Here is a 26,117-nt window from a genome sequence, read left to right as displayed (position 1 = left end):
AAATTCCCCCTTTATTCTTCATCACGCAAATCAGTGCCGGTAAGTTTAAAGAATACATCTTCTAATTTTGGCTTATATAAAAACAACTGATGAGGCACAATATTGTTTTCCTTACTGACGCTAATTAAGCGCTCCATGGTTTCTAAAGGTTTTTTGGTTTTTATTATCAGCCCTGAATTAACGACTGAAAACTCAAAACCATGGCTCTTTATTAATTCATGAGACAATGAGGAGTTAAACATAATAGATGATTCTTCATGTCGTTTAAGCAGTTCATTTATTTCTCCTTCATCGATAATCTGCCCTCTGTCGATAAAAGCTACATAGTCACAAAGAGTTTCAATCTCTTCCATGTAATGGCTCACATAAATAATGGTTTTACCGGCTTTTTTGAGTCGATTTACGATGTTAAAAATGTAGCGGCGTGATTGCGGATCCACGCCTACCGTCGGCTCATCTAGAATAATTAAGTCTGGATCGTGCATTAATGCACACCCGATATTTAAACGGCGCTTCATTCCTCCGGAAAAGTTCTCCACAACGTCGTTTGTCCTTTCTGACAACCCGATATCTTCTAACAGTTTTTTTGTTGTTTGCTTTAGTTTTAAGCCATTCAGTCCATGTACCTTTCCGAAAAATTCCATATTGGTCTTTGCGGTTAATTTTTCTTCAAGGCTGATATCCTGTGGAACATAACCCAATCTGCCATTTTCATTACCGACAAATTCAACCTTACCGTCATATTCCCGGATGATGCGTGAGATGATCTTAATTAAGGTAGATTTGCCGGATCCGTTCGGTCCAACAAGTCCATAGCAGACTCCTTTCGGAATTGTTAAAGCCACATTGTCCAAAGCCAGAGTCGTGCCATAGCGCTTACTTATATGTTCAACTTGCAGCATTTACACCATTCCCCCACTGTTATTTATTTTAAATATGGATTCAATTGTATTAATGTACTCCTTGTAGGCTGCTTTCCCTTCTTTCGTAATCTGAACAATAGTCTTCGGCTTTTTGGATACGAACTTCTTGGTTAGTTCTATATAAGCTGCATCTTCTAACTTTTTCAGATGCGAACCTAAATTCCCATCTGTGATGTCTAATGACTTTTTCAGGAAAGTAAAATCACATTGATCATAAGTCATCAGTAAACTCATAATTCCCAACCGTACTTTGGCATGTATTAAATCATTGATATTGTTAACATTACTCATTTCCTTGCCCTTTTCTTTTCAAAATCATTCCTGTAAGTAATAGGCTGCCTCCGCCAATAAATGCAAAAACAATATTCATTGCATTAGGAAGTAAGCAGAATGTAAGCATACCGAGTATGCTCAGCCAAAATCCCATAACAAAAATCTCTTTTGTTAACACGATGCCTAAGAATATGTACATAATAGACACCATTAACACAATCAAAAACGATAGAAATTCTCCTGTTCGCGGCAATAATCCCATTAAAATCAGGAAAACAAAAATGCATACCATTAATATGAATCCAATCCATGCATATTTTAATTGATTCTTTAAGAAAGTGGGCATGGGATCAAATTGTTTCTGCTTAAGATATGTCTTCAAAGTCAGTATCCACCCTAATACTGCCAGTATTAACCAGACACAAGCAAGGACTACAGAAGGTACCTTACATAAAGAAACGGAGTACGCAATAATCCATATACAGCCCCAAATAATGAAATATGGACTGGTTTGCCTTGAGTACTCAGTCTTGTAGTTCGTTAAGACTTTGATATGAGATAAGTTTTCAGCTATCTCTGATTCACGAAAATTCTGATTTGACATAAAACAGGCTCCTCTTTTTACAAAGTACTTTGTGAAACAGAGTATATTCTAATTCCATATATTTGTAAAGAGGTTTTATCCAAAATAGGCGCAACTATTTAGTCTTGGAAACAGCAGATGGGACTCTTGGCGCTGATATCCTTCCACCACTGTGAGCCATCCTTATCTTGTTATAAGATCTCCCAACAAAGCCTTCAGATTGCTGACAAACCGAATGTATATCGATTGGAAAGCAATTCATTTTCTTGAAGGAAAAAGGACTGGAGTCATCCAGTCCTTTACATCAAATCGGTCAAATCCCCGCCCAAACATCTTTTGCGTAAATGCCTTTTGTCTGGAGGTCCAAAAGCCATTCTTGCGCTTGCCGTTCGTCTGTTTCGTGGACCGACTGATACGCTTTTTGCAGCGTTGCCTCTACATCGGGCGCCATTTTGCTGCCGTCGCCGCATACGTAGAGGTGCCCTCCCCGGCCGAGGATGGAAATTAAAGCGCCGGCGTCTTTCGCCATTAAGTGCTGCACATACGTTTTCGGTACGCCTTCTTTGCGGGAGAAAGCCGTATGAAGCGTCACGATTCCGTCTTTTTCATAAGCTTCAAGCTCGTCACGGTAAATAAAATCATGATCGTTTCTGCATCCGAAATACAGATGAGCCTCCCCCAGCTCTTTTCCTTCTTTTTTTAACGCCGCCCGGGCCTGCAGAAACCCGCGGAACGGGGCGACTCCTGTGCCGGGACCGACCATAATAATCGGTTTTTCCGGATCTTCCGGCAGCCGGAATCGTGTTTCCGGAGTGCGGACAAACATCACGATACCATCCTCAGGGCCGCGGTCCGCTAAATAATTCGAAGCGACTCCGCGATACTCACCCAAACCGCTCCGGGCGGGGCCGCGAACGACGCCGACGGTAATTGAAGCCTGCCCGGGATGTTTCCGGGGCGAACTTGAAATCGAATAATACCGCGGCTTCAACGGGCGCAAAAGCTCCAGAAATCGCTCAAACGGAAGTTCACACGCTTCATATTTTTCAAGGAGATCGAGCATCGAGACGCGCGATGTTAAGATTTGCTCCTGATAGACGCCCTCCTCAAGAAAATCTTCCAATTCCCGTTTGTGCGGCGGGCAGACCGTATAAGCGGCCATTTCCCGGATTTGAGCCCTTGATGCCGCTTCCTGCAATTCGACACAGCTGCTCAGAAGATCATGCAGCCTGACCGGCCGATCGAGCGGGAGATGAGCCGCGCTCTGTCCGCTGGCCGTCAGCAGCACTTGATCATTCCCGTTCAGATTGAACCGGCGGAGAACACGGCTGACCTGCTCTTTGCTGTTTACCGGCAGCACGCCGAGATGATCCCCTTCATGATAGGCAGCCTCTTTCGGCAGAGTGATTTCGATATGCCTTGTGCTCCGGCCGCTTTCCGGCGCCTGAAGTTCCCTGTTTTCCGCAACGGATGCGTAAACCGCTTCATACGTCTGTGCCAAAGGAGACCCGCCAAGCCCGCTGACAAATTGAAGGCCCAGCGCACTTCGCTCTTTTTCGGCATTTTCATTCAGCTTGAGACCGAATGCCTTCATGGCGTCCGTCCACATGCTTTTTTTCCATTCATCAAGCTTTCCTTCAAAATCGCCGCTGACGTCCCCCTCGCCTCGGGAGGAAAAGCGTTCCGCCCCTTTTTCGGCAAGCTTCTCATCAATAAGCCTCGGTACAGCCTGATATGTCGCCGCCCAGTTATGATCACCGCAGCCGAAGACGGCATATCGGACGCCTTCCAGTTCCCCGGGTTTGACTTCTTCAAGCCATTGAACGAATTGTCCCGCGTTGCTCGGAGGCTTTCCGTTATAAGAGGACGTAATAATCAAGAGAGCTCCTTCTTTCGGCAGTTGTCCGATCCGGTCATTTAAAGGCGCCGTTTCAGTCCGGACGCCGTGCATCCCGGCAGTATCGGCAAGCTCCCGCGCCACGCCTTCTGCGGTTCCCGTATCTGAGCCGTACAGAATCAGAAGCGGTCGGTTATCAAGCCCGATAATGGATGCGCCTTTTGTTTCCCGTTTTTCTTTTTCGACGTCTTCCGCCGCTTTTTCAGCCGCCGGGAGAGCAGCCGCCACGGCTTCTTTGTTTCTCGGCCGCACCCGGATATGAAAATCGTTGGGCTTGAGCGTTAGTGTCTGTTTAATATCGAGCTCATAATCGGTGTGATCGATAAAGGTAAAATGCTGCAGAATCATCCCCAGAACAAGAGTTGCTTCATGCAGGGCGAACTGCATACCGATACACGCCCTCTGACCGTTTCCGAACGGCTTATACGCATGGTGAGGCACTTGATCAGGATGTTCAAACCGCTCCGGATAAAATTCCTCCGCATTGTCTCCCCACGCGTCTTTATCACGGTGAAGCTGGGGAATTAAGACGGAAATTCTGTCTTTCGGCGTGATCGGATATTTCCCGCCGATCACCGTATCCTCTTTCGCATAAAGGCTGAACGCAGGCGCGGTCGGCCATAAACGCAATGACTCCTGCAAAATCATTCGGATATAAGTAAGATCCAGCACTTGTTTATATGAAGGAACGGGATCGGTCAATACCCGATCAGCTTCCTCATAGGCTTTTTCAAAAACACGAGGATGTTTCAGCAGAAAATAGATGGCAAAGGAAAGCAGGCCGCTGGTCGTTTCATGGCCGGCAATTAAAAACGTGATGATTTGGTACCGGATATTTTCATCATCAAGTTTTTCGCCCGTTTCCGGGTCTTCCACATTCAGCATTCTGGCCAGCAGATCCTTTTCATCCCGGCCGCCTGACCGGCGCTCTGCGATAATACTGTCTACTAACGAAAACATCGCCTGAATGTCATGATGAAATTGGCGCTTCGTTCTGATCATAAGCTTATCCTGAACATCAAGGCGCTGCATTTGGTGCATCGCTTCATCAAGGGCCCGCACCATGCTGTTGATAAACGGATGAGGCGTTTCCCTGTAATAGCTGTTAAACCGATAGTTAAAGCCGCAAAGCCCAATCGTATCAAGCGTCAGCCGGGTCATATCAGCAGGCACATCAACGGCCTCATCCGGGTTCAGCCTAGCCCATTTTTGAATCAGCTGCACCGCGATATCAGTCATCATCGAATGATAATCTTTCATCGCGCGCTGGCTGAAGGTCGGCATCAGAATATGATGCGCCTTTCGCCAGTTAGGCTCATGCGTCCAGCTTGTAAACAGCCCGTCACCGGAAAACGCCCGGACTTTCTCTAAAGCCCCTTCAATGCTTTTATCGAACCGCTCTTCATCACAAACCTCTTTCACCAGTTCATGGCCGGACACGACGATAATGGCGCCTGCCGGCGTATGGAGCTGAAAAATAGGCCCCTGCTCGTTTGCCAGTTTGATCAGCGACATTGTAGGCTTGTCTTTATCAAGCAAAGGAAGATTGCCGAGCGGGCCGAATGTCTTCGGCTGCGGAATCGGACCTGTTTCCTTCATGAATAACACCCTTTCTTACACGTTGATGCGTTCCTTCCAACTACATTGCCCTTTTCACCGGCCGATTATCCGCCGTCACGGATCAATCATCGGATTGACGATCGATAACGGTTTTTTCTATACTGGAGAGGCTTGTTAAATACAGAAATAAGGTGAGTTCACATATGGATTTTGAAATCAAGTTTTTATCGTTTTATGTCATTCAAGTGGAAGGAAAAGACGAACAGGCAAACAAACAGTTCAAACATTTCCAGACCCTTGACACGGAAGAATTTGAAGAAAGCGAGCTGAAGGATTTTCTAGACGGGGAATTGAAGAAAATCGTCAAACGGAAAGCCGAACGGCATCCGCAATCCGAGCAAGTCCCAACAAAAATCGGCCATTTTATCACGGAGCCGGGCCATGAGCTTGATTCAAATCCGAATTACAACCTTTTCAACCGCGCCAGACTTGCGGATACGAAGGAAGCATTTATCGAAGCAAGCGAGCAGTTCGTCCGCACTTACCTTGACACGAGCGCCGTGCGCGGCGGTGTTTTTATCGTGGCATCGGCCGTTCCGCGCAAGTATTTTGAAGACAAATTCGTCTTTATGATGAAATGCGATTTCGAGCCGAAGGTCGCCCGCATCTCAGACGCCTCGTCTCTCATTAAAAAGGTCGAAATGGCCATCACGACAAAAAACATGAAAAGCATTCAATATCCGTATATGCCGGAAGAAGGCATGACGGAAGAGCATGAGCTGAAAATCCATCAGGCCTCGCACGCCCGTTATTTCGAAGATTTTCTCAAATTTGTCGAATACGGCGAATCGATGCCGGAAATCATGAAAAACCAAGTCATGAACATGGTGCAGGAACACGTGTATGAAACTTTTGAAGAAAACAGCGAAGAGCTTCAGCAGTTTGAGCACGACATTGAAATTTGGGAAGCGAGTGAAAAGCGGGAAATTCAGGAGCGCCTCGACACCCATCAAGTCATCGAGGCATCCGCGCAGATCATTGAACACACGCCGGAAGCCGAGCTGAAAATGAAAGTCGGAGAAACAGAGATTAAAGGATTACTGGCTGATTTCGGTGAATCCATCCATCTCGCAAAAGTGAACGGGCGCTATGTCGCGCTCATTGAGGCGGAAACGATCTCGTTTGAAAAAGGCAGTTCGCCGGTGGAGTTTCACAAGCCTGAGGGGCTGCATGAGGTGATTGAACGGATACGGAATAAATCTGAACAAGACTGACAAAAGTCCAGACGCCATGTTCTGGACTTTCTTTATTTAATAAGGCTCTTTGAGCAATCGATAGCATGCACCGATGATGTCTTGGACTCCGGGCGTTCCCTTTATCTCGCGGCGGACGATTTCAGATGATAGATTCTGCACCTGTAATGCCCGCTCCGCCCGTCTTTCGAAGTATGCTTGACATGAAGTTTCATGGTTTTCGTGTTTTTGCAGTTCTTCACTAAGCACAATCGCGTCTTCAATCGCCATCGCCGCTCCCTGCGCCAATGTCGGCGCTCCTGCATGGACGGCATCCCCGCCCAGAACGACGCGGCCTCTGTGCCACGGTTCTTTGACCGCCATCTGCTCAATCTTATGAAACAAAACGGGATATTCCTTTGACATATTCTCTGTCACAAACTTCACTCCCGGAATTCCGCGCAGCAAGTCTTTCACCCGTTCAAAACGCGTGTCCTCGTCATCCCTGAAGTCAGCGTCATACGGCCGGATGATAAATACGTATCCTGTTTTTTCAGAGAGCGGCACGACTCCGACCTGCGTCTGCCCTTTTTTATACATCAGTGTTGAATCATGAAATATCGGCTCGGGAAAAGAAATGTAAAATCTGTGCGCTCCCATGCCGAGATACTCTGTTTTCACTTCTCTTTGCAGCATTTGATCGCGGACAGCGGAGCGGATGCCGTCAAAGCCGGCGAGAATGTCAGCCGTCATCATGGTTCCGTCTGCACAATGCACCGTTATTTCATCTGCCGTTTCTTCGTAAGACACGACTTTTTTACCGAGCAGAATCGTGACCCCCGCCGCTTCAGCATGCTTTTTGAGGATATCGTTTAACGTTTGCCGCAATATATTATTCCGCCCCGGCAATGAATCATCTAAAAACGCCTCACTCACTTTAAACTGCAGCGTTCCGTTTTCATCATGCTGCTTCAGCCATTCCGTTTGAAAGCCGTGTTGACAGCATTCATCATACACACCGATTTCCCGAAGCACCCGCAGCGCATTTTGAGGCTGGAGAATGCCCGCTCCGCTTTTTCGCATGCCGGACGCCGCCTCGCAAAGGGTCACTTCAAAACCCGCTCTGCCGAGAGAAATCGCTGCGGACAGGCCGCCGATCCCTCCGCCCGCTATGATGATCTTTTTCACTTCATGGTTCATCACGATACCGCCTTCTCTATTTATTTATCACTTATTAACTATTAGCCACCTTACTATATAGGCTGAAAAACTGTCAATCTTTATAAGTTGCCTTTTGAATCCGGCAAGCTTATACTTTGAATCACTAAAATGGTACGGAGGCTTACAAAAATGGAGTTGAGACATTTGCCGGATTACTCGCAGATTGCCGGACGCGCTGAGATTTACGCCGATATGGATGCTGAATCATTGAAAACATTTTTGACGTTATTTGATATGTCTAAAAAAATGAATCAGGTCATGGAGCATTATTTCTCAAGTCACGGATTGTCCGAAGGGAAATTCAAAATTTTAATGTTTCTGTTTGACGCACCCGGACACAGCCTGAGTCCGACAGAGCTGGCGAAAAAATCCAACGTCACCAAAGCGACCATCACCGGATTGATCGACGGACTCGCACGGGACGGCTTTGTAAACCGCAGCCGGCATACCGGCGACAGACGAAAAATCAGCATCGAACTCACAAAAGAAGGAAAAGAAAAGCTGATGCTGTTTCTTCCCGGCCACTTCTCCAACATTTCAGGAGTCATGGAAAGCTTCACCGCTGAACAAAAAGCGGAATTGACAAAAATGCTTGAAGTATTATTTGATAAGCTTCTGCTGTTTTCCGGCGGCAGAACATAAAAAGGCGCCCCTCTCAGCAGGGCGCCTTTTTCGCGCGGTTAATCATCACTGTTTAAAATTCCGAAAAACCGTAGCAGGTTGATAAACAGGTTAATAAAGTCGATATAAAGCGTCAATGCCATCAAAGGAATCAGGTCAGCCGTGATGTCCCGGTGCTTGATCTGGTTCAGATCGTATAAGATGTACATTGAAAACACAATCGTCCCGATGACGGAATACGCCATCATGGCGGCGGAATTCAGCGGGCTGAAAATATTAAAGATCCCCACTGCGAGAAGCGCGATGACAGCGACAAGCAAGAAGGACCATAAAAACGACAAGTCCTTTTTCGTCTTAGCGCCGATCGTGCCGAGCACCGCAAAAATCACAAACGATGAACCGAATGCCTCCAATACGACATAGGCCCCCGCTGCGGACGCATAATGGCTGATAATCGGAAACAGCGTCATTCCGGAAATGAAAGCGAATGAAAAGACAAACACATATCCGACGGCTTTTTTTCGGCGCAGCCAAAATGCGGCGATGATCATGACGACCTCTAAGACCGACAGCGGCAGCATCAATGCCGGCGGAATGAACTGACCCGTATACAGGCCGATTGTCGCAACTAACAGTGTAAACACAAATACCGTTATAATGCGCTGCATAATAGATTGTTTGCTCTCATAAGCAGCAGTTTGCATGTCAAAAGTCCTCCCAAAAAAATGATCTTGATAGGTCTATTATAAATAAAATGGGAGAAATTTGCATGATTTTAAGAAGATTTTAAGGATGTCAGGCCTGACGTTTTGCTGCGCATTCCTGCATATCCATGAAATCATGCAGTTTTTTCGTCAAGCCGCCGTGCCCGAATCGGATATTCCCCTTCTGCCCCGGCGTTTTCGCGAAATCGAGAAATGCCAGCACATAAAGACGCCTGACGGGAATCGGAATGACGCCCGCATCATAAAACCAGCCGTCAATTGTATTGAGCACGCCTTTGTTAATGCCGTATTGCTTCGTGCACCAATGCAGAAAGCGCACTTCGGGCAGGTGCAGATACCGGCTCTCCCGGAAAGGAACAGTTGAATGCTTCATATGTACCGCCTCCTGTCATTGGCTGTTTTTTAAGATTGTTTTACTTCTTTGCTCTTCAGGGAAAATCGATATTTCTCCACCTTATCAATTTGTGTCACTTGGGAATTATGAACCGTAATCTGAACTGTCCCGAAATCGAGCGTTTCCAGCGCGCTGATAATCTTTTCGATCACATGCGGATCTACGTTTCCTTTGGACGTCATCATGCTCCCCCTTTATGTCTGGCCGTTCGTCTTTTGACAATGAGCGTTTTAATTCATACTATTCTGATAAGAAATATATAATTATACTATTATGTTTTCATTCAGAAATCAATAACATTTACACAATTTTTGGATATGTTTTCTTTGCGAAAACTTTCACTTCCTTCGCTTTGATATAAACCGTGTCATCCCGAAATCGACTCCCAAGGCGTCATATAGCTGTTTTTAAGAACGCAATCTTCCGTTCCGACATATTTACATTGTTTTCCGCTGACAAAAAAAAGCGCCCCGCCTCTGGCCGGAGCACCTTTTTTCTATGCTTTTGCTTCCTCGATCACACATGTGACACCCATGCTGGCGAGCGCCTGCTCCAGGGAGCCGTAAGTTTGATACTCTGAAAAATCAAGCCCCAATTGGATAGAAGTCTGTGCCACATCAGGCCGAATGCCGGAAAACACGGTTTTGATGCCGAGGAGAAATAATGTTTTCGACAGCATGTACAATTGCTGCGCCACCATCGTATCGACAATGGGCACACCGGACAGATCAATCACAAGGTTTGTGATCCGTTTGGCTACACAGTTTTCCGGCACCGACTCCAAAATCACGCGCGCCCGTCTCGTATCAATCGATCCGATGAGCGGCAGAGTGCCGATCGTATCCGCGATCAAAATAACCGGACAGCTCAATTCGGAAATAAGCTCCTGCTGAGATGACAGCCTCGCGATCATTAATTTCTGAAACTGTTCAGTAAAATCCGTCATCAGCTGATCAAACGAGCCGTTGACAAGGTGATTCCAGCGGCGGACATCCTCGTTTGTTACGATGTCCTGATGCTCATCCATAAAACGGGTGACCGCCTCCCAAAAGACGGTTCTTGAATTGCCGATCGCCTCAACGACCTCATGAACCTCCGCGTCTTGCTCCACTCTGCTTTTCGCTACCTGTGCGGCCCATTTTTCTTTGTTATGCTGAAAAACGGCCGGATCTTCCAAAAAAGCGCTTGCGATGACCGTGTTTGTAAAGGTATGCTGCTCGATCAGCAGCCGTTTCATTTCCTCACTTAATTGATCCGCAGAATAAAAACGCCCTCTCAGCTTCCGTCTCAGCTTGAGCCATTTTTCCGTCAGCTCTGCCGAATGTGTAATAATATAATCATGAAGTAATTGGTCTTTGTTCACTGCCGTCTCCTCTTTCAAGAATATGTACTTTTGTCTAAATTATAAATCGGAATCGCCGATCGTACTAGAGAAATAAAAAAAAGCCTGCACATTAAAGCTTTTGATTGCTTTTTTCGGCAGGAGGTTACACTATAAAAGAAATGAAACAGGAGGTCAGTATGATGATCAAAAAAATCGCGACAGTCGCCGTATACACTGATGATCAGCAAAAAGCGAAAACATTCTGGACGGAAAAAGCGGGGTTTGAAACCGTCGCCGAGCATCCGATGGGCCCGGGCGCCTTCTGGCTTGAGGTAGCGCCCAAAGGGGCCGCCACTCATTTGGTTATTTATCCGAAATCGATGATGAAAGGGGCCGAGCATATGAAGGCTTCTATCGTATTTGAGTGTGAAGATGTCTTTGCCGCATACGAACAGATGAAAAAGAACGGCATCACCTTTTTAGATGAACCGAAACAAATGGAATGGGGCAGCTTCGTGCAATTTAAAGATGAGGATGGTCATGTCTTTCTCCTGAAATCGTAATCCGTCAGACATCTCAATTGACTTTGAGAATCATTTTCATTTAAAATGTTGGATAAAGCGTGAAAAGGATTGGAGAGCTGCCAGATGTTCGTGCAAATCAGAAAAATGACCGTAAAAGAAGGACATGCCGACAAAGTAATCGAACGCTTCAGTTCAGAAGGCGTGATTGAAAAGCAGGAAGGTTTGATAGACGTAACGGTCCTGGAAAAAAAAGTCCGCCGCGGTGATGAAGAAGTCGTCGTGTTAATCCGCTGGGAGTCAGAAGACCATTGGAAACAATGGGAAAAAAGCGAAGACCACATCGCGGCCCACAAAGCAAACCAAGGCAAGCCGAAACCTGATTATATGCTTGGGACGGATGTCGGTATGTATCATGTCAGAGCCGTTAAAACAGGCGTACACGAAAAATAATAAAGAGCATTTGCCCCAGGGCAATGCTCTTTTTATTTTTTCTCCTCATACGGCAGGACAAACAGCGGTTTATCGGGCTTCCATTCCGCATACAGCACGTCCTCCGTTTTTTTGATGTTCAGCTTTTTCAGCTCCTGAGTCAGCTGCTTTTCTTCCAGCCTGGCTTCTTTCAGATTTTCATACAGCACTTCGCCGTCAATAATCAGTGTGACCGGCAAAGAGACCTGCTTCGGCTTTATTTGCATGTCGCCGTTTTTCGTCGTGTCATATTGAAATTTCGGCAGGACGCTGACCATCCCGTTTGTTTCTAAAATCGCGTACTCCGCTTCCTGTATGGAAAAGCAATTCGCCTGTCTGAGAAGGCTTTGCAGTTGATTAATGTCCAGCTTATTCTTTTTCAGCACATCATATTTCAGTTTTCCTTTATGTATGATAATACTCGGCTCGCCTTCCAACAGCTTTCTGGAGCTTTTTACTTTCTGCGTAATCAGTTCGATGAGATAAATTAAACCCCCCCATAACAGAGAGGCAAAAATGATTTCAAAAATCCTGACGCCTTTATCATACACCGCATTTCCGACCAGTTCGCCGAGGATGAGCGCGGAAATAAAATCAAACGGCGTAATTTGCGAGAATTGAGTTTTTCCAAGCAATTTTAAAATCACAAATAAAATACCCAAACCGCATACTAACTCCCAAGCCACTGTAAGTAAATGTCCCATATTCGCACCTTCTTCTTAAAAGTCATTACCATTATGGACATTCGCCTGTTTTCTATACAGCGGCCGGCAACACACAAAAAAAACGCAGCCGAGGCGGCGTTTTTTCACTTCTGCTTACTGTTTTCGATTCGATCTGACGACCCGTAAGCACACCTCAGCGGCATAACCGGCGGCCGCTCCGGAACCCGCAAACATCGCGGCAAGCCCCAAGCCCATTCCTTCCCAGCCGCCGACACCGAAAATGCTGTAAACAACCGTACCGAAAGCAGTCAGGCCCAGCACCGCCAAAAGGCACTCAGGCCACATCTTTTTCGGCCATTTATTGCGGAGCACAGCCGATACGGCAAAGTTAAGACAAAATGCGGCCAGACAGATCAGATAAAAAAACCCCATGTCTTTTACCTCCGTCATGAGAAGCTTTTTATTTACTCACCTTTTTTTCAAACAAATGATAACCCGGCGCGGATCCTTTTGGTTCGTACCCCATTCCGCTGTAAAACGACTGAAGCGCCTTGTTTTCGGACACGCAATCGAGCCGGATTTTCGTTTTTCCCGGACAAGACACACCCGTCTCCGCCCAAGTCATGATTGTCCGGCCGAGCCCCGCCCCTGCAAACCGCCTGTCAATCGCCAGCCGGTGGAGATATACGGACTCCTCATGTCCTTCATCGCCCCAAAGACGTCTGTCCCACCCGCTTGCTTCGGGAAGCAGCATGACGACGCCGGCCAGCTCTTCATTCTGCCTGAATAAAAAAACACACCCTTGGGCGATCGCCTCCCGCATATTGTGGGTATCTTCCCCTTGCAGAAGGCCGCTCCACTGGTTCGATCCTTTATCGCGAAGCCATTCTGCCGCTTGCACGAGCAGATCCATGACCTCTTTTGCATCATCTTTCCGGGCGGGGGTGACCCGGAATGCCCCCGCCTTCTCCTCCGTGATCGTAAAAGGTGTCATAAAATCCTCCTGTAATCAGAATATTCGACACCTTTATTATAGACCAAACGCAGAAAGGAAAAAAACAGCCGTCGTGTTTGAGGGCCATTTAAAAAATTTTCTTCTTATCACGTTCTTCTTTTAAAATCTCAACCGCTTCCCTGAAACGCATAGAGTGGACGATTTCACGCTCACGCAGAAAACGGAGTGAATCATTCAGGTCAGGATCATCGGAAATATCAATAATCCATTGATACGTCGCTCTCGCCTTTTCTTCAGCCGCAATATCCTCATATAAATCAGCGATCGGATCTCCCTTCGCCTGTATGTAAGACGCTGTGAACGGAACTCCGGCCGCATTGTGATAAAACAGCGCGCTGTCATGGTTGACGTAATGATCACTGAGCCCTGCATCACGCAGCTGCTCCGGGGTCGCATCTTTTGTCAGCTTATAAATCATCGTCGCAATCATTTCTAAATGCGCAAACTCCTCCGTGCCGATATCCGTCAGCAGGCCGATCACCTTGTCAGGAATCGTGTAGCGCTGGTTTAAGTACCGGAGCGCTGCGGCCAATTCGCCGTCCGCCCCGCCGTATTGTTCAATGAGAAACTTAGCCAGCATCGGGTTGCATGTACTGACTTTAACCGGATACTGCAGCTTTTTTTCATATACCCACATTTACAGATCCCTCCTTATACTTGCCATGGCCAAGGACCGCGGCCCCAGTCCCATTGAGCGCCGACCTGACTCACGCCGAATTGCAGAAGCGGTCCGTACTCAGGCTCAAACCGCTTTCTCAGCTGTCTTGAGTACCGGGAATATTCATGAAACTGCTGAAGCGCGAGACGGTCATGGGGATGCGTATCCAGATAAAGCGTCAGCTCCACCAAGACAAAGTCCGCCGCCTGAATTTGCTCCAGCAGCCGATAATATTCATCATCAATCTTTTTCGCCATATTCGATTCCCCCCCGATAAGGATTATCATAGAAATCGTAAAGATCCTTCCAAAGGGTCCCTTTTCTCAATGCCTCCATCGGAGAAAACTGCTCCAGGTGATACGGCTGAAACCGCATATAAAGATGCGGCGGCGTTCTGAAGTATTTTCTTCCGATCGGCGGGCAGGGATCAAACCGGCTGTGGAAGGGTTTATAGGATTTGACCGGTGTAAACGGCTGATTTTCTTTCATTACGATCCTCCTTTCCTAAACACATGACCTTAATAGGTATGAATCCGTATCGGCATTTATGCCCTGTAAGAAAATAAGAAAAGCCAGCGCTTAGAAACGGTCACAAAAAAACACTCTTGCTGTTCCAAGAGTGCTTTTTGCCGAATGGTCAGATATATTGGCTTTCCCGATGATGATGATGATGGAACGGGTAGCCGCCGTAGCCTCCGCCATAGCCGCCAAAACCGTACCCCGGATATCCCCCGAAGCCTCCGTAGCCGCCGTAGCCGCCAAAACCGCCGTAACCGCCAAAACCGTATCCCGGGTATCCGTAGCCTCCGCCGAAACCGTATCCTGGATATCCTCCGTAGCCGCCGTAGCCGCCAAAACCGTACCCCGGGTAGCCTCCGAAGCCTCCATAGCCGCCGCCAAAGCCTCCGCCGTAAATCGGTCTTCTTTCATTCATGATTTATCGCTCCTTCACATAGGTTACAGTCCAGTTTATGACATCCGGAAGGAAACGTATGGGCATCCGCCCAGTTTTGGCGAAATAATCAATAATTGCTTACGGAGAAATACGATACAGGCCGACCGCATAAGCAAAATAAAAAGGCCGGAACTTATGCCGCCCCGGCCTTTTTGTCTTTATTCGCCTAAATCTACATTGTGATAAACCTGCTGTACGTCTTCCAGATCTTCCAGCACATCGATCAGCTTTTCAAATTGAGCTTTCGCATCTTCCGGAATCTCGACTTCATTTTGCGCAAGCATCGTCAGCTCCGCAACCGTGAACTCTTCAACGCCGGCATTTTTGAATGCCTCCTGTACCGCATGGAATTGATCAGGCTCGGCATACACGATCACACTGTCATCCTCTTCTAATATATCGCGCACATCCACATCAGCTTCCATCAGCAATTCCAGCGCTTCATCCGCCGTCTTGCCTTCAACGCCGATAACGGCAGTCGCATCGAACATGTAAGCGACAGACCCGCTCACACCCATATTTCCGCCGTTTTTCCCGAATGCGGCGCGCACTTCAGGCGCCGTGCGGTTTACATTATTCGTTAACGCATCAACGATGATCATTGAACCGTTCGGCCCGAAACCTTCGTAACGCAGCTCGTCAAAGTTCTCCTCCGCGCCGCCTTTCGCCTTTTCAATCGCACGCTCAATAATATTTTTCGGCACACTGTACGTCTTCGCGCGCTCAAGCACCACTTTTAACGCCTGGTTCGATTCCGGATCTGGCTCGCCTTGTTTTGCCGCCACATAAATCTCACGGCCGAACTTCGCGTAAATCCGGCTCGTATTTGCGTCCTTTGATGCTTTCTTTTCTTTAATGTTGTTCCACTTACGGCCCATTTTGTTCCACTCTCTTTCACGAATTGAATCTGTATGATAAATACTCTGCTTCTATTATACCTCAGCGGTTGGGTTGTTTCGAGTGTAAGACATTAGAAAAAACAGGCACGCTTAAAATCACCGGAGAGCAGTAAGCCGAATTTGAAGATTATTGTACAAAACATAAAAAGCCTCCCTTCATACAGGAAGGAAGTCGCAAGCCAAAAGATTCATTTTATTCTCATTACCTATTTCCTACACTGTATATTCTGACTCACGTGGTAAAATTTTGATATCGAACAAAAGAAAGGATATGGTCATGAAAGTTTTCGAAGCAAACAGCCTACCCAAGAGGTGAGATTAATGATTGAAACAAATATTTCTGAACCTGCATTTCAATTTTTAGGAGGGATTTTCCATCAAGATATAGACACTTCTGAGTCAGCTCTTGAAGAATACTTAGCAGAGATACCTAAAAAAGAACAAGAAAACGATGTAGTAGCACTCAAAGCGTTTATAAAAAGCGATTACTCAGATGAAGAAAAAAATAATTTTATAGATGAGTCTGCAGATGGTGTAGATATCAATAGTTACGGAATATCCCCAATACTATGGCTCGGACAAGTCATTCAAAAAATCGAAAAGAATATTGAGGCTTTATAGATTCAGGGAAACCCTATTCCTATGTTTGCACAGTCTCTGATAAGTTTCTTAACCTTTTCCTCTATAAACTGAAAAAATAACCCCGAATGAAAGGATATGGTCATGAAAGTTTTCGAAGCAACCCCCCTCCTCGCCGCTGCCAAACAGCGCGCGGGTGAATACAAAGAACTGCGCAGCCAGATGGTCAACTTAAAAAAAGCGTTTCAAGGTATGGCTGATCTCGGTGACAATGATTTCTCAGGCCGGGGCGCAAATAACATCAAAGCCTTTTTCCAAGACCACGCCGGCGTCACAGACAGCTGGCTTGATCTGATCGACATGAAAATCGCATTTCTCACAAGCCTTCCCGACAAGGTCGAAGACGCCGGACTTTCCAATTCACATGTGGAGGAATCATTTCTGGAGCACGAGCTCACCCACGCCCTCAGTAAATCAAAGGCGATTATGGAAGAGCAGAAAAAGGACATGCGCTCCATCCTCGGAGAGATCGAAGACATCATCTCGCTTGATCTGTTTTCAACGGAAAGCACAGATCAGAAGCTCTCTTCAGCTGACAAAAAAAGAAACGAAACGATACATAAGCTCGGGAAGCTTGATCACGATCTAACGAAGGAATACACAGAAACCGAAGCGAACGAACAGTTCATCCAGGCCGACTTTCAGCAGCTTCAAAACGCAACAGGCAAAGGAAAAAGCGCCACACCGCTTCACTACAACGCCAAAGCATATCGTGAAAGCGACATCCATAAGAAGAAAGGCGAGATTGCAAGACATTCGGATGCTTATTTGACGATTAAGAAGGAAGAAGCGAAAGAGCGGGAGATTGAAAAACTGAAAGAAAGACTGAAAAACTACGATTATACGAATGCTGATGAATTCTACTCAATGGCCAAAACGATCGGCTATAAAAACCTGACAAAAGAACAGCAGCGCTACTTCACTCAAATTGAAAACACGCGTGAACTTACAGACGGTTTCAAAGGCGTTGCCGTCGGCCTTTATGATTCCGGAAAAGACGCGGTCACAGGCCTGTGGGATATGGTCACAGATCCGGGCGGAACGGTTGAAGCCATTACAGGAGCGGTGGCTCACCCGATCAAAACGTATGAAGCCATTTCAGCGGCAATCGAAGAATCGTACCAAAAAGACATGGTGAATGGCGACACCTACTCCAGAGCAAGATGGGTGTCATATGCAGTGGGCACCGTTGTGACATCAGTCGTCGGCACAAAAGGCGTCGGCGCCGTCTCAAAAACAGGCACAGCCGCCAAAGTGACGACCAAAGTCAAAACAGCAGCAAGCAAATCCGCAACAGCACAAAAAGCGATAACGGTCTCAAAACAAACCGTTGATCACATCAAACAAAAAGTAAACACAGGCATGGAAGTATCAAAAAAACGTGTCAAAACCAAGTTAAATCAAATCGGAGATCTCACCCTGGCTGATATTCTCCCGTATCATCCGCGTCACGACTTAGTGCCGGCAGGCGTTCCTTACAACGCAGTCAACGGGGTCACACTTAAAGAAGGACTTCAGAAATTCGCCAAGGTCATCCTGCCGAAACCGTACGGAACCTCCGCAAGCGGCAGGCGGACACCGGCACCGCATGTATCGCCGGTAACAGTCAAATACGGTGAGCATTTTGCGAAATGGACCAGAAAGAAAGTATTGAAGCCGAATGTCATCTACAAAACAAAAGAAGGCTACACTTACACCACTGACAACTATGGTAGAATTACAAGTGTCAAAGCAGACTTGCAGCTGGGAGAAGCAAAACGCAACCAATATGCGCAGTCAAAAGCAGGTAAACCAGACCGTCTGACTGATGACGACGGAGGCCACCTAATCGCTACTCAATTCAAGGGCTCAGGCCAGTTCGACAACATCGTGCCGATGAATTCTCAGATTAATAGGAGCGGCGGGAAATGGTACAAAATGGAGCAAGTGTGGTCAAAGGCATTAAACGGAAAACCTCCTAAGCAAGTAAAAGTTAATATAGAACCCGTTTATCAGGGAGATTCACTAAGACCTGTATTATTTAATGTTGAATATAAGATAGGTAATCGTAGAGCGAGACAAGTTACTATAGAAAATAAACCAGGGGGTTAATCTAATGGAAACAAAAAAGATGGAAGTTCTATATCAAAAGATAGCAGAACAAATTAATGATATGATCCCTTCCGAATGGAGCAAAGTTGTTCTTTATGCAGAAATATTAGACGGCTCCAGAGAAGTGTATTTTTTCTTTCAAACACCAGAAAACGATGAATATATATACTCTCACGACATTCCAGAACAATTTCAAGTTAGCAAAAAAATTTATACAGAACTATTATTAGATCTTCAAGAGTTATTTAAACAGTTACACAATGAATTTAAAGAAAATAATCCCGAAGCATGGACAAATTTGACCCTGAAGCTTGAAAGCACTGGAACGTTCTCAATTAATTATGATTATGAAGATGTTATTGAATCTGATTTGGACGAATACGAAAGACAAATGATTTGGGAGTTCAATAACTTGGGGATTTTCCCTGAAGACGAAGAGGACAAAGAATTTGTTAAGGATTATCTAAATATTAAGTAAGGCTTCGGAAATAATGATAAACAAAACAGGCAGCATCCAGTAAACGGATGCTGCCTGTTACATCGTTATGTATCGTCTGAAGAAGTCATTTATTTTGTTTTTTAAATATGAAAATAGATATGACGGTAAATATGATGGCTGTAATGACAATGATCCACAAGCTTGCTGCCGTACTGATAAAATGGCCGTTTAACTTGTAGACGATCCCGTAATGCTTTTCATATTCCTGTATTTGGTCCGCAGAGGCATGTTTAAATACCTTATCAACTGAGTCTGTCATAAACGCTTTTCTGAACAGAACAGCGGTGTGGCTGATAGGGAAATACATAATAATTTTCTGCACAAACACCGGTACGCCGCCGATCGGCACATATACTCCGCATAAAAAACCGATGGCTGTTCCGACAATCGTACTTAACGTCGAAAATGCATTTTGTGTGTGAATAAACAGCGTTAAAAATAAATTAATGGAGCTTGACAGTGCAACTGAAAGAATAATAATCCCCAATACTTCAAGTATATCTGTACCGCTTAAAAGCTTGCTGCCTGTTGAAACGAGAAAAATTTCACAGCCTAAAAAGGCGATGAAAGAAAAGATCAAGCCGATGACAAATGAATGAATGACATAGCTCAATTGGATGGTCGCCCTTGATAAAGGAGCTGTTAAAAAGTCATACGTTCTTTTACTTTCTTTATCTTTCACCATAATTCCGAAAGCGCCCAAAGTCGTTGTCACAGCTGTAATGGACAGCAATCCCGCCACCATCCATTCGTTCACCATTGCTTTGGAATCATCTGTCGAACCGACCAAGGCCTTAATGGCGTCCAGCTGTGTCTGCTGTAAGAACACGGCATATAACAGAATGACGATAAATACTGACAGCAAAGAAAGAAGCAAAAGCGTTCGATCACGGAAGTATATTTTTATATTTCTGCTGATTAAACTGGATAAAGATTTCATTTATGCAATGCTCCCCTTTACTGGCAAACTGCTTCCTTGTTCTTCGATAATGTGGATAAACACATCATCCATATTCCCTTTAATCACCTCGAAAGATTCAATTTTTCCTTCAAGACCTTTCAAAATGTCAAACGCTTGGAGAGTGGACTCTACACGAAGGGAATAAATAGAGTTTTTAACCGTAAAATCCAGTTGTTTATTTTCAAACCATGCAGTCGGATCAACGCCTTGCTTAAACTTCATATGCAGACTGTCAAACGCATATTGATCTTTCAGCTGACTTGGTGTACCCTCTGCGATCAGACGTCCTTCTTTGATGACCACAACGTTATCAGCCACAGCGGCCTCTTCCATGTAATGGGTCGTTAAAAAGATCGTCATGTTTGTTTCTTCCTGCAGCCTTTTAATCGCATTCCAAACAAAAACTCTCGTTTGCGGATCAAGACCTGTAGTAGGCTCATCTAAAAATAATATAGTCGGTTTATGGATGATGGCACGGGCAATATCCGCTCTTCTTCTTTGTCCGCCTGACAAATCGCTGTATTTTTTCTCCTTAATATCATCCAATTTTAAATAGTCTGTTACAAACTGATAGTTCTCTTGCACTTGTGCCTTGCTTAAATGATAATATTGTCCGCGGTTCATGATATTTTCATAAACGGTCAATCGTTCATCCAAAATGCTCTCTTGGAAAACAACTCCGATCTTTTTGCGGATATGATTATTCTCTTTCCCCTCACCAAGCGTATAACCGTCTATTACCACTTTTCCGGATGTCTTTTTAATCAGCGTACAGAGAATATCGATAGTGGTCGATTTTCCTGCGCCGTTCGTTCCCAGAAATGCAAACAGCTCGCCGCGTTTGACAGAAAAGGATACCCCTTTCACTGCTTCAAATGATCCATATTTTTTGCGCAGATCGGTTACTGTAATAATGTCTTGTTCTTCTCCCATTCTGTTCACCTCGAAAAGTAAGATTCTATACCGTTGTTCACTAACTTTATATCGTCATTCCCGCCAGGATTTTCTCGTTTTTATCCAACTTTATTACGATTCCTGAAAATACCATCTTAATTACGCACATAAAAAGGCTTCTTTTAAGAAGCCTTTTTATCGTTTAATATGAACATAATGCTAATTCTTTTCTCAAATCGGCAATGACATGTATTTCATATTTTCCCAACCTTATGTTCGTTCTTAATCTAATAATTGTTTATATCAATAAAACCATGTCACATGTTTCACTTTTTTCACTTATTATCTTGGGTAAGTTCTAAAGTTATTTTCTTGTTTCCTAACTTTGCTGCCAACGGAAGGAAAATGCTCAGTCCCATTAATAACATTGCTTATAAGAAATTATTTAAACTCTTAGTAAGATTCCGGTTTCGTCAGTAATCCAATTACCTCGAGAGTTTTCTGTCTTTTTATTTTTTTATCTACAAACACTAAAAACGCTACTATACAGCAATAGTTTTGAATGTTTAACTTAAATTGAAAGTGCGTATTGATAACGTGGTGTTGCTCTAACATTGTATTGGTACAAACAAACCTCTACCCAAATGTTAGGATTAATTCCTCTTCCTAATTCAATTGCAAGACCAGCAGGCCCGGCATAGAAAAGGTGAATTTTTCTATAATCTTGTTCTTGTAATAACTTTTCAACCTCTTCCTTAATTTGTGATTGTATATAAGAGACATCTTGCTTATACAACACTCTCTTTAAACCAGGATTATCAATTTCAAAAGAGACAGAGTCGAAATTATCTCCTAGCACCTCTTGAACATCGTTCTTTTTGATCTTTCCGCTTACTGACACTATAACGGCTAATTTATCTTCCCTATTAATATTAGAAGATGAACTTAATTCAACAACTTTTTGTCTATCTGGATGTTCAGAAACCCATACCCCTTTCTCTCTATGGAATTGGTAAACAGAGAGGGGCACTGTATCTGTTAATAGAAACCCCATATCAATTAACAAAGGAACAGGAGATAAAGGGAACACCTCAGCCACATTTGCTTCACTTTCCCTTATTTTTTCTTTAAATCCCTTATGCAATTCTCTGTTAATTTTCTGGCCTTCTTCCCATCCTTCTTTGGTGAAATTAATAAACTCATCCTGGTTTTCTATGGCATCCAACAAGATGTAAGGAGCTTCTCCTTCATGGTCTATATTTGTTATAGGTCCACCTATTCTTTTGTGAATTATAGCAATACTCTTTTTCCTCTTATTTTCCGACCAAGACCTTACCCAATCTTCGTGATCTCTTTTCATTTTAAATAATAAATCTGGTGGAAATCGGTCTTTTGTGTGTTTATCATCAATTAATTTAGAATGATGATTACACATCAGCATTAAATTCGAAAGATCCTCCAAAGTGTCTTCTTTGTAACCGTATTCCTCCATATATTCCCGACGTGGAGCAGTTTTTGCGTGACCAATAATATGTGCTTTAATACCGACATTGGTTAAATTACCGTCTTCAGATGCAATTAGTCTTTTATCGCAACCTTCAAAAGAGCAGATACCCCCACAATTAACCCATAATTGATAATTTTCCACAGCCGCTAACTGCCTTCTTTTAAGTTCTTTTTCTTCCTCCATTTTTTTATTTTTGGCCAAAGAAATCTCTCCTTTTTAATTCAACTATTTCTTTGTCTCTTATAGTTCCGTACCAAACTTTTATTTCTTTTATTCCTACAATAATAAAGAACAAAGCATCGTTTTCGAAATCAAGCCTTACTAAACGATTCCACTCCTTCCTATCTACAAAGGAAGGTGTTGGAACGTATTCAGGATGTGTATGCCATTCACCTAAATAGAAGCAGCAACCGTTTTCGCGTTTCAAAATAGAATTGAAATATTCTTGATGTCCTTCTGGTCTTCTCCTAAAGCGAAACCTGCTTCTTTTATCAGTCGACATTGGTTCGGACACATCATCAATAATGAAATGTTCATTCTCTATTAGTATTCTCCCTATGAGAATGCCTCCTGCTTCAGAAGAAAACAATTCATCTTGCTTGTATTTTTGCATCTTTACTATAGCTTCAGGACGAATAAACAATGTTTTTTCATTCGGAAGAATATATACAAATCCATTTTTAATAAGTATCACTATCCTTTCTCTGAACATACTCTACAGACATCATTTTTATAAAGATACCTTGTATCAAAGAGCTCTTCTGTGCTAAATGTATAGCGAGATGTAGTTTCATATCCATTTTTAAGGAATAAGGTGTCTTCGCCTTTCCATGACAGTAGCGGATTGCCTTCTAACTGCCCCATTAATACTTTTATTCCTGCTTCTACAGTCATTAGAGCGGAACGTTCACTATCTAAGAAATTATAAGGGGTAAAAACAGAACCACAACCTGTTAATGCTTTAGAAAACTCCTGAAACGGCTTTGCAAAAGCGGAACGGTTATATAAAGCCATCTCTTCTTTATCTTTAAATAAGCATTGGTAACAACCACTCTTATCACCGTTCAACGTTACTAAAGTATGTCCCCCTATTCCCCACGGCTCAACCCACGTATAGATTGTTGGTGGAGGGGTTGATTCCTTATGCAACATTCGGTTTATTATCATTTCTATATTAACAGAACCAATTGCCACAACTATAAGATCTACTCTCTCTTTATGTAACAAACCACCTTCTAAAACTTTCTTAATATCATTACAATAGGATTTAACTTCGGTAAAAGGGTATTTTCTTTTAATTTCTTCTTCTAATGCCCATACTTTCGGATTTTCCACAATCCCTAAGTCTTCATATATTTTAAAGACTGAATTACTACCTAATGCGTGACGATGAATATTTTCTAATTCCATAAAGTCAATATCAACTATGGATACCTTTTTTACTCCTGCTTTAGCAAAGCGCATAGCCACTTCGCTTCCAACTGAACCGACACCAGCAATTAATATGTGCTTATCTTTTAATCCTGTATTTCCTCCAGTTCTATTCTGTAAATAGCTAGGGTGCCATCTCTTTATGTTCTTAGGATACAGGGTTATATCTTTAGGCCTTAAAACAAAAGGATGAATTTTCTTAATAACTCTACTTGTTTTTATATTTGTCAAATTAGAAGAGTGTCCAGTTAAGAAACACCCAAATAATATAGTTTTTTGGTTCTGAATTGGTAAACCAACAATAATAAACTCTATCCCTGGAGTAATATTACTGGATTTTCGTTTTACGAGTTTATAAAATTCTTGCTTATTTTCAGGTGACAAGTATTTAAATATATTCTCTTTTAAAGTTGTAAAATCCCACATTTCAGAATTTAAAGGTGGGATTACCAACGAACCCTTTTTCAACGGAAAGTATATACACCTGAACTTGTCGCTGTCTTTTATATCAAAGTGAAACACTTGTTTTACAACATTCTCTATAGGGTGATTCCTTTCGGCTGCTATAAATGTTAGCTGTTTACCCCCAACGTCCCCCTTCCACAAATCTAACTCTCTCAGCTTCAAGTTTTCTGTATCTATGTGAGCATATATGTTTGATTTGCTACCAGCTGGCCAGTATACTTCAAACTCTTCCATAAAATCCCGTTTGTTTTTACCGCTTACTCCATCTTCTATTAAACCTATTACCTTTTCTAAGCAATGTAGTAAAATACCAGCAGGATAACGATCATCAATAATTAATGATTCTGTTCTTGTAAAACATAAAAAGCCATTGGACATTTTATGAGGAATATGTCCGAATTCATTATTCTTATCAAAAAATTTCGGCAAAACATTAGGAAACATATCAGGAAAACCAACTGCCAAAACAGCTGGTTTTCCGTTTATCTCTATTTCTATCTCTGCGACATTACTACATTTACTATATTGCTTTGAATCTACTTCCTCTAAAACGTTAAATGAGCGTATTAGGTTCTGATCTAATGTGCCCAATTCATTTTTTATTTTATTTAATAAATCTGACATCTTTTATCACATCAATTCAATGCGGATTCTGAGCTTGGAATCACAGGTGCTACATAAGCTCTTTTTCCAGTAGTTGATTTAGGTGGAACAGGAAAATCGTCACCAAACTGTGTTCTTAAAATTTCTGCCGCATCCGTAGGGTCTGAATGGTCTCTTGCTTCTTGTAGTTTTTTAAGAAATACTTCAAGCCTCTCCTTAAATGTTACCATTTGATTATAAGTCATTTTTTCAAATAATTCTGACTTTGGTTCCACAGGTAAATTGACTTTTAACCTTGGCACTAATTTAGGTTCACCATCTACCTCAACAAATTCATCCACAAACATCATCAACATCTGTGAAACTATATTGATAAGCGCATCGAGATCTCTATAAGTTCTTGTTTTGTCAAAGGGATCAACATCTTTTTGGATAGTTAACCAATGGTATACACAAGAAGTCAAAGCGATACCCGTAGGTTTGCCGCCACCTGCATTGAATTTCACATCTTTCCATCTTTTCAGGTAACGAACTACTCTGCGGAATTGTTTCCTGTCTTCTTTATCCTCTAAATGCTCTCTAACTTCTTTTATTAAGTCTTTGGGATTTGATTCATCCCAGCATTTGTTTTCCCCCAGACTCTCAGGTTTCCCTTTAGCCAGGTAAACCTTATCATTATCGTTATTAGCTGCATATACTGTTACATCAACGTGGTATCCGGCTTGATAAGTAACAGTTACACAGGGAACTTTTATTTTTATATCATCTGTGTGCCCTTTTAATGCATCATAAATCCATTGCTTAGCAGCCACTGGTTCGACATCTTCTTTAGACATATCAAAGTATAAGCCTACATCAATATCGTAATCGTCATCTAAAGGTTTTATACCGGTATTCATTGCATAGGAACCTTGATTAAAAATAGTGAAACCATAGCTTGCTTCATCAGGTAATTTTTCTTTTATTTTATTGATAATAATATCTCTTTTTTCTTTTAACGTTGCATTTTCCTCTTTTAACTTAATAGCATCGTGAAACTGATTAAACTGCGTCTTACAAAGAACCATATTTTCCCCCCGTATTATACTAT

Annotated in this window: 30 protein-coding genes; 7 read left to right on the top strand and 23 right to left on the bottom strand. The window is 43.5% G+C overall.

The features are described from left to right. Positions 1 to 11: 11 nt before the first annotated feature. From NSQ37_RS09130 to NSQ37_RS09115, 4 genes are all read right to left on the bottom strand, one after another. Complete coding sequence (locus tag NSQ37_RS09130) at positions 12 to 902, bottom strand: ABC transporter ATP-binding protein (protein ID WP_015239351.1); 891 nt, start codon at positions 900 to 902, stop codon at positions 12 to 14. After that, complete coding sequence (locus tag NSQ37_RS09125) at positions 903 to 1,214, bottom strand: winged helix-turn-helix domain-containing protein (protein ID WP_007609957.1); 312 nt, start codon at positions 1,212 to 1,214, stop codon at positions 903 to 905. Beyond that, complete coding sequence (locus NSQ37_RS09120; protein WP_015239350.1) at positions 1,207 to 1,800, bottom strand: hypothetical protein; 594 nt, start codon at positions 1,798 to 1,800, stop codon at positions 1,207 to 1,209. The genes NSQ37_RS09125 and NSQ37_RS09120 overlap by 8 nt, the downstream gene beginning before the upstream one ends. A gap of 292 nt (positions 1,801 to 2,092) precedes the next feature. Beyond that, a complete protein-coding gene (locus NSQ37_RS09115; RefSeq protein ID WP_341123597.1) occupies positions 2,093 to 5,275 on the bottom strand; it encodes a bifunctional cytochrome P450/NADPH--P450 reductase in 3,183 nt (1,060 codons plus the stop codon). Positions 5,276 to 5,439: 164 nt separating this feature from the next. On the opposite strand from NSQ37_RS09115, the gene NSQ37_RS09110 reads away from it, so the two are divergent. Then, a complete protein-coding gene (locus NSQ37_RS09110; RefSeq protein WP_007408944.1) occupies positions 5,440 to 6,510 on the top strand; it encodes a DUF3900 domain-containing protein in 1,071 nt (356 codons plus the stop codon). Between the two features lie 36 nt (positions 6,511 to 6,546). Here the strand turns inward: NSQ37_RS09110 and NSQ37_RS09105 are convergent, their stop codons facing one another. Next, positions 6,547 to 7,668 (bottom strand): FAD-dependent oxidoreductase, encoded by a 1,122-nt coding sequence (locus tag NSQ37_RS09105; protein WP_326365038.1) that lies wholly within the window; start codon positions 7,666 to 7,668, stop codon positions 6,547 to 6,549. A gap of 150 nt (positions 7,669 to 7,818) precedes the next feature. Here NSQ37_RS09105 and NSQ37_RS09100 point away from each other — a divergent pair, with 150 nt between their 5' ends. Continuing rightward, positions 7,819 to 8,331: a MarR family winged helix-turn-helix transcriptional regulator gene (locus NSQ37_RS09100; protein WP_007408942.1), complete on the top strand. Its 513-nt coding sequence runs from the start codon at positions 7,819 to 7,821 to the stop codon at positions 8,329 to 8,331. A gap of 38 nt (positions 8,332 to 8,369) precedes the next feature. Here the strand turns inward: NSQ37_RS09100 and NSQ37_RS09095 are convergent, their stop codons facing one another. The 4 genes from NSQ37_RS09095 to NSQ37_RS09080 all read right to left on the bottom strand — a co-directional run bounded on the left by NSQ37_RS09095 (position 8,370) and on the right by NSQ37_RS09080 (position 10,792). After that, entirely contained in the window at positions 8,370 to 9,014 is a 645-nt protein-coding gene (locus NSQ37_RS09095) for a Bax inhibitor-1/YccA family protein (RefSeq protein ID WP_007408941.1), read from the bottom strand. A 91-nt stretch (positions 9,015 to 9,105) separates the two neighbouring features. Next, complete coding sequence (locus NSQ37_RS09090; protein WP_007408940.1) at positions 9,106 to 9,408, bottom strand: hypothetical protein; 303 nt, start codon at positions 9,406 to 9,408, stop codon at positions 9,106 to 9,108. 29 nt (positions 9,409 to 9,437) lie between these two features. Further along, positions 9,438 to 9,611 (bottom strand): YezD family protein, encoded by a 174-nt coding sequence (locus NSQ37_RS09085; RefSeq protein WP_003155693.1) that lies wholly within the window; start codon positions 9,609 to 9,611, stop codon positions 9,438 to 9,440. 314 nt (positions 9,612 to 9,925) lie between these two features. Continuing rightward, the gene (locus tag NSQ37_RS09080; RefSeq protein ID WP_025284391.1) at positions 9,926 to 10,792 is read right to left on the bottom strand and encodes an STAS domain-containing protein; all 867 of its coding nucleotides are present in this window, start codon (positions 10,790 to 10,792) and stop codon (positions 9,926 to 9,928) included. Between the two features lie 161 nt (positions 10,793 to 10,953). Here NSQ37_RS09080 and NSQ37_RS09075 point away from each other — a divergent pair, with 161 nt between their 5' ends. Both NSQ37_RS09075 and hmoA read left to right on the top strand, forming a co-directional pair. Then, positions 10,954 to 11,316: a VOC family protein gene (locus tag NSQ37_RS09075; RefSeq protein WP_007408938.1), complete on the top strand. Its 363-nt coding sequence runs from the start codon at positions 10,954 to 10,956 to the stop codon at positions 11,314 to 11,316. Between the two features lie 84 nt (positions 11,317 to 11,400). Further along, positions 11,401 to 11,727 carry a heme-degrading oxygenase HmoA gene (gene hmoA, locus NSQ37_RS09070; RefSeq protein ID WP_003155696.1) on the top strand — a complete coding sequence of 109 codons (327 nt, stop codon included), beginning with the start codon at positions 11,401 to 11,403 and terminating at the stop codon, positions 11,725 to 11,727. Positions 11,728 to 11,759: 32 nt separating this feature from the next. Here the strand turns inward: hmoA and NSQ37_RS09065 are convergent, their stop codons facing one another. From NSQ37_RS09065 to NSQ37_RS09025, 8 genes are all read right to left on the bottom strand, one after another. Beyond that, positions 11,760 to 12,449: a DUF421 domain-containing protein gene (locus tag NSQ37_RS09065; RefSeq protein WP_327943659.1), complete on the bottom strand. Its 690-nt coding sequence runs from the start codon at positions 12,447 to 12,449 to the stop codon at positions 11,760 to 11,762. 114 nt (positions 12,450 to 12,563) lie between these two features. Beyond that, the gene (locus tag NSQ37_RS09060) at positions 12,564 to 12,842 is read right to left on the bottom strand and encodes a YesK family protein (protein ID WP_341123594.1); all 279 of its coding nucleotides are present in this window, start codon (positions 12,840 to 12,842) and stop codon (positions 12,564 to 12,566) included. Between the two features lie 28 nt (positions 12,843 to 12,870). Then, complete coding sequence (locus tag NSQ37_RS09055) at positions 12,871 to 13,404, bottom strand: GNAT family N-acetyltransferase (protein ID WP_032867554.1); 534 nt, start codon at positions 13,402 to 13,404, stop codon at positions 12,871 to 12,873. Positions 13,405 to 13,492: 88 nt separating this feature from the next. Next, positions 13,493 to 14,062: a spore coat protein CotJC gene (gene cotJC, locus NSQ37_RS09050; protein WP_003155700.1), complete on the bottom strand. Its 570-nt coding sequence runs from the start codon at positions 14,060 to 14,062 to the stop codon at positions 13,493 to 13,495. 14 nt (positions 14,063 to 14,076) lie between these two features. Next, positions 14,077 to 14,340, bottom strand: a complete 264-nt coding sequence (cotJB, locus tag NSQ37_RS09045) for a spore coat protein CotJB (protein ID WP_007408934.1) — start codon at positions 14,338 to 14,340, stop codon at positions 14,077 to 14,079. Further along, positions 14,324 to 14,572 carry a spore coat-associated protein CotJA gene (gene cotJA / locus NSQ37_RS09040; protein ID WP_007408933.1) on the bottom strand — a complete coding sequence of 83 codons (249 nt, stop codon included), beginning with the start codon at positions 14,570 to 14,572 and terminating at the stop codon, positions 14,324 to 14,326. Before cotJA ends, cotJB begins: the two co-directional genes overlap by 17 nt. Positions 14,573 to 14,720: 148 nt before the next feature. Further along, entirely contained in the window at positions 14,721 to 15,017 is a 297-nt protein-coding gene (locus NSQ37_RS21230; protein ID WP_025284388.1) for a hypothetical protein, read from the bottom strand. A 179-nt stretch (positions 15,018 to 15,196) separates the two neighbouring features. Continuing rightward, complete coding sequence (locus tag NSQ37_RS09025; protein WP_132106410.1) at positions 15,197 to 15,916, bottom strand: YebC/PmpR family DNA-binding transcriptional regulator; 720 nt, start codon at positions 15,914 to 15,916, stop codon at positions 15,197 to 15,199. A 342-nt stretch (positions 15,917 to 16,258) separates the two neighbouring features. Here NSQ37_RS09025 and NSQ37_RS09020 point away from each other — a divergent pair, with 342 nt between their 5' ends. The 3 genes from NSQ37_RS09020 (at position 16,259) to NSQ37_RS09010 (ending at position 19,145) form a co-directional block, all read left to right on the top strand. Next, the gene (locus NSQ37_RS09020) at positions 16,259 to 16,558 is read left to right on the top strand and encodes a contact-dependent growth inhibition system immunity protein (protein ID WP_326365032.1); all 300 of its coding nucleotides are present in this window, start codon (positions 16,259 to 16,261) and stop codon (positions 16,556 to 16,558) included. Positions 16,559 to 16,660: 102 nt separating this feature from the next. Further along, on the top strand, positions 16,661 to 18,667 hold the full coding sequence (locus NSQ37_RS09015; protein ID WP_326365031.1) for a T7SS effector LXG polymorphic toxin: 2,007 nt from the start codon (positions 16,661 to 16,663) through the stop codon (positions 18,665 to 18,667). A gap of 4 nt (positions 18,668 to 18,671) precedes the next feature. After that, positions 18,672 to 19,145, top strand: a complete 474-nt coding sequence (locus NSQ37_RS09010) for an antitoxin YezG family protein (protein WP_053573659.1) — start codon at positions 18,672 to 18,674, stop codon at positions 19,143 to 19,145. Positions 19,146 to 19,230: 85 nt separating this feature from the next. Here NSQ37_RS09010 and NSQ37_RS09005 read toward each other — a convergent pair whose 3' ends face one another. The 6 genes from NSQ37_RS09005 to NSQ37_RS08980 all read right to left on the bottom strand — a co-directional run bounded on the left by NSQ37_RS09005 (position 19,231) and on the right by NSQ37_RS08980 (position 26,094). Next, positions 19,231 to 20,106: an ABC transporter permease gene (locus NSQ37_RS09005; protein ID WP_007609910.1), complete on the bottom strand. Its 876-nt coding sequence runs from the start codon at positions 20,104 to 20,106 to the stop codon at positions 19,231 to 19,233. Continuing rightward, positions 20,107 to 21,060 (bottom strand): ABC transporter ATP-binding protein, encoded by a 954-nt coding sequence (locus tag NSQ37_RS09000; protein WP_206584031.1) that lies wholly within the window; start codon positions 21,058 to 21,060, stop codon positions 20,107 to 20,109. It lies immediately after the preceding gene. A 532-nt stretch (positions 21,061 to 21,592) separates the two neighbouring features. Continuing rightward, on the bottom strand, positions 21,593 to 22,729 hold the full coding sequence (locus tag NSQ37_RS08995) for an SAVED domain-containing protein (RefSeq protein WP_063095899.1): 1,137 nt from the start codon (positions 22,727 to 22,729) through the stop codon (positions 21,593 to 21,595). Beyond that, the gene (locus NSQ37_RS08990) at positions 22,716 to 23,222 is read right to left on the bottom strand and encodes a Mov34/MPN/PAD-1 family protein (RefSeq protein ID WP_063095897.1); all 507 of its coding nucleotides are present in this window, start codon (positions 23,220 to 23,222) and stop codon (positions 22,716 to 22,718) included. Before NSQ37_RS08990 ends, NSQ37_RS08995 begins: the two co-directional genes overlap by 14 nt. Then, complete coding sequence (locus NSQ37_RS08985; protein ID WP_063095895.1) at positions 23,222 to 25,048, bottom strand: ThiF family adenylyltransferase; 1,827 nt, start codon at positions 25,046 to 25,048, stop codon at positions 23,222 to 23,224. Before NSQ37_RS08985 ends, NSQ37_RS08990 begins: the two co-directional genes overlap by 1 nt. 11 nt (positions 25,049 to 25,059) lie before the next feature. Beyond that, positions 25,060 to 26,094, bottom strand: a complete 1,035-nt coding sequence (locus NSQ37_RS08980) for a nucleotidyltransferase domain-containing protein (protein ID WP_326365030.1) — start codon at positions 26,092 to 26,094, stop codon at positions 25,060 to 25,062. Positions 26,095 to 26,117: the final 23 nt, after the last annotated feature.

The sequence above is a fragment of the Bacillus sp. FSL P4-0334 genome (genome assembly GCF_038004825.1).
Classification (GTDB): Bacteria; Bacillota; Bacilli; order Bacillales; family Bacillaceae; genus Bacillus; species Bacillus velezensis.
Note: the sequence above shows the minus strand (reverse complement) of the source record. Positions and strands in the feature narration are given on the sequence as shown.

Coding starts and splice junctions, on each gene's coding strand:
- NSQ37_RS09130 (WP_015239351.1), bottom strand. CDS start 902: ATGCTGCAAGTTGAACATATAAGTAAGCGCTATGGCACGACTCTGGCT.
- NSQ37_RS09125 (WP_007609957.1), bottom strand. CDS start 1,214: ATGAGTAATGTTAACAATATCAATGATTTAATACATGCCAAAGTACGG.
- NSQ37_RS09120 (WP_015239350.1), bottom strand. CDS start 1,800: ATGTCAAATCAGAATTTTCGTGAATCAGAGATAGCTGAAAACTTATCT.
- NSQ37_RS09115 (WP_341123597.1), bottom strand. CDS start 5,275: ATGAAGGAAACAGGTCCGATTCCGCAGCCGAAGACATTCGGCCCGCTC.
- NSQ37_RS09110 (WP_007408944.1), top strand. CDS start 5,440: ATGGATTTTGAAATCAAGTTTTTATCGTTTTATGTCATTCAAGTGGAA.
- NSQ37_RS09105 (WP_326365038.1), bottom strand. CDS start 7,668: ATGAACCATGAAGTGAAAAAGATCATCATAGCGGGCGGAGGGATCGGC.
- NSQ37_RS09100 (WP_007408942.1), top strand. CDS start 7,819: ATGGAGTTGAGACATTTGCCGGATTACTCGCAGATTGCCGGACGCGCT.
- NSQ37_RS09095 (WP_007408941.1), bottom strand. CDS start 9,014: ATGCAAACTGCTGCTTATGAGAGCAAACAATCTATTATGCAGCGCATT.
- NSQ37_RS09090 (WP_007408940.1), bottom strand. CDS start 9,408: ATGAAGCATTCAACTGTTCCTTTCCGGGAGAGCCGGTATCTGCACCTG.
- NSQ37_RS09085 (WP_003155693.1), bottom strand. CDS start 9,611: ATGACGTCCAAAGGAAACGTAGATCCGCATGTGATCGAAAAGATTATC.
- NSQ37_RS09075 (WP_007408938.1), top strand. CDS start 10,954: ATGATCAAAAAAATCGCGACAGTCGCCGTATACACTGATGATCAGCAA.
- hmoA (WP_003155696.1), top strand. CDS start 11,401: ATGTTCGTGCAAATCAGAAAAATGACCGTAAAAGAAGGACATGCCGAC.
- NSQ37_RS09065 (WP_327943659.1), bottom strand. CDS start 12,449: ATGGGACATTTACTTACAGTGGCTTGGGAGTTAGTATGCGGTTTGGGT.
- NSQ37_RS09060 (WP_341123594.1), bottom strand. CDS start 12,842: ATGGGGTTTTTTTATCTGATCTGTCTGGCCGCATTTTGTCTTAACTTT.
- NSQ37_RS09055 (WP_032867554.1), bottom strand. CDS start 13,404: ATGACACCTTTTACGATCACGGAGGAGAAGGCGGGGGCATTCCGGGTC.
- cotJC (WP_003155700.1), bottom strand. CDS start 14,062: ATGTGGGTATATGAAAAAAAGCTGCAGTATCCGGTTAAAGTCAGTACA.
- cotJB (WP_007408934.1), bottom strand. CDS start 14,340: ATGGCGAAAAAGATTGATGATGAATATTATCGGCTGCTGGAGCAAATT.
- cotJA (WP_007408933.1), bottom strand. CDS start 14,572: ATGAAAGAAAATCAGCCGTTTACACCGGTCAAATCCTATAAACCCTTC.
- NSQ37_RS21230 (WP_025284388.1), bottom strand. CDS start 15,017: ATGAATGAAAGAAGACCGATTTACGGCGGAGGCTTTGGCGGCGGCTAT.
- NSQ37_RS09025 (WP_132106410.1), bottom strand. CDS start 15,916: ATGGGCCGTAAGTGGAACAACATTAAAGAAAAGAAAGCATCAAAGGAC.
- NSQ37_RS09020 (WP_326365032.1), top strand. CDS start 16,259: ATGATTGAAACAAATATTTCTGAACCTGCATTTCAATTTTTAGGAGGG.
- NSQ37_RS09015 (WP_326365031.1), top strand. CDS start 16,661: ATGAAAGTTTTCGAAGCAACCCCCCTCCTCGCCGCTGCCAAACAGCGC.
- NSQ37_RS09010 (WP_053573659.1), top strand. CDS start 18,672: ATGGAAACAAAAAAGATGGAAGTTCTATATCAAAAGATAGCAGAACAA.
- NSQ37_RS09005 (WP_007609910.1), bottom strand. CDS start 20,106: ATGAAATCTTTATCCAGTTTAATCAGCAGAAATATAAAAATATACTTC.
- NSQ37_RS09000 (WP_206584031.1), bottom strand. CDS start 21,060: ATGGGAGAAGAACAAGACATTATTACAGTAACCGATCTGCGCAAAAAA.
- NSQ37_RS08985 (WP_063095895.1), bottom strand. CDS start 25,048: ATGTCAGATTTATTAAATAAAATAAAAAATGAATTGGGCACATTAGAT.
- NSQ37_RS08980 (WP_326365030.1), bottom strand. CDS start 26,094: ATGGTTCTTTGTAAGACGCAGTTTAATCAGTTTCACGATGCTATTAAG.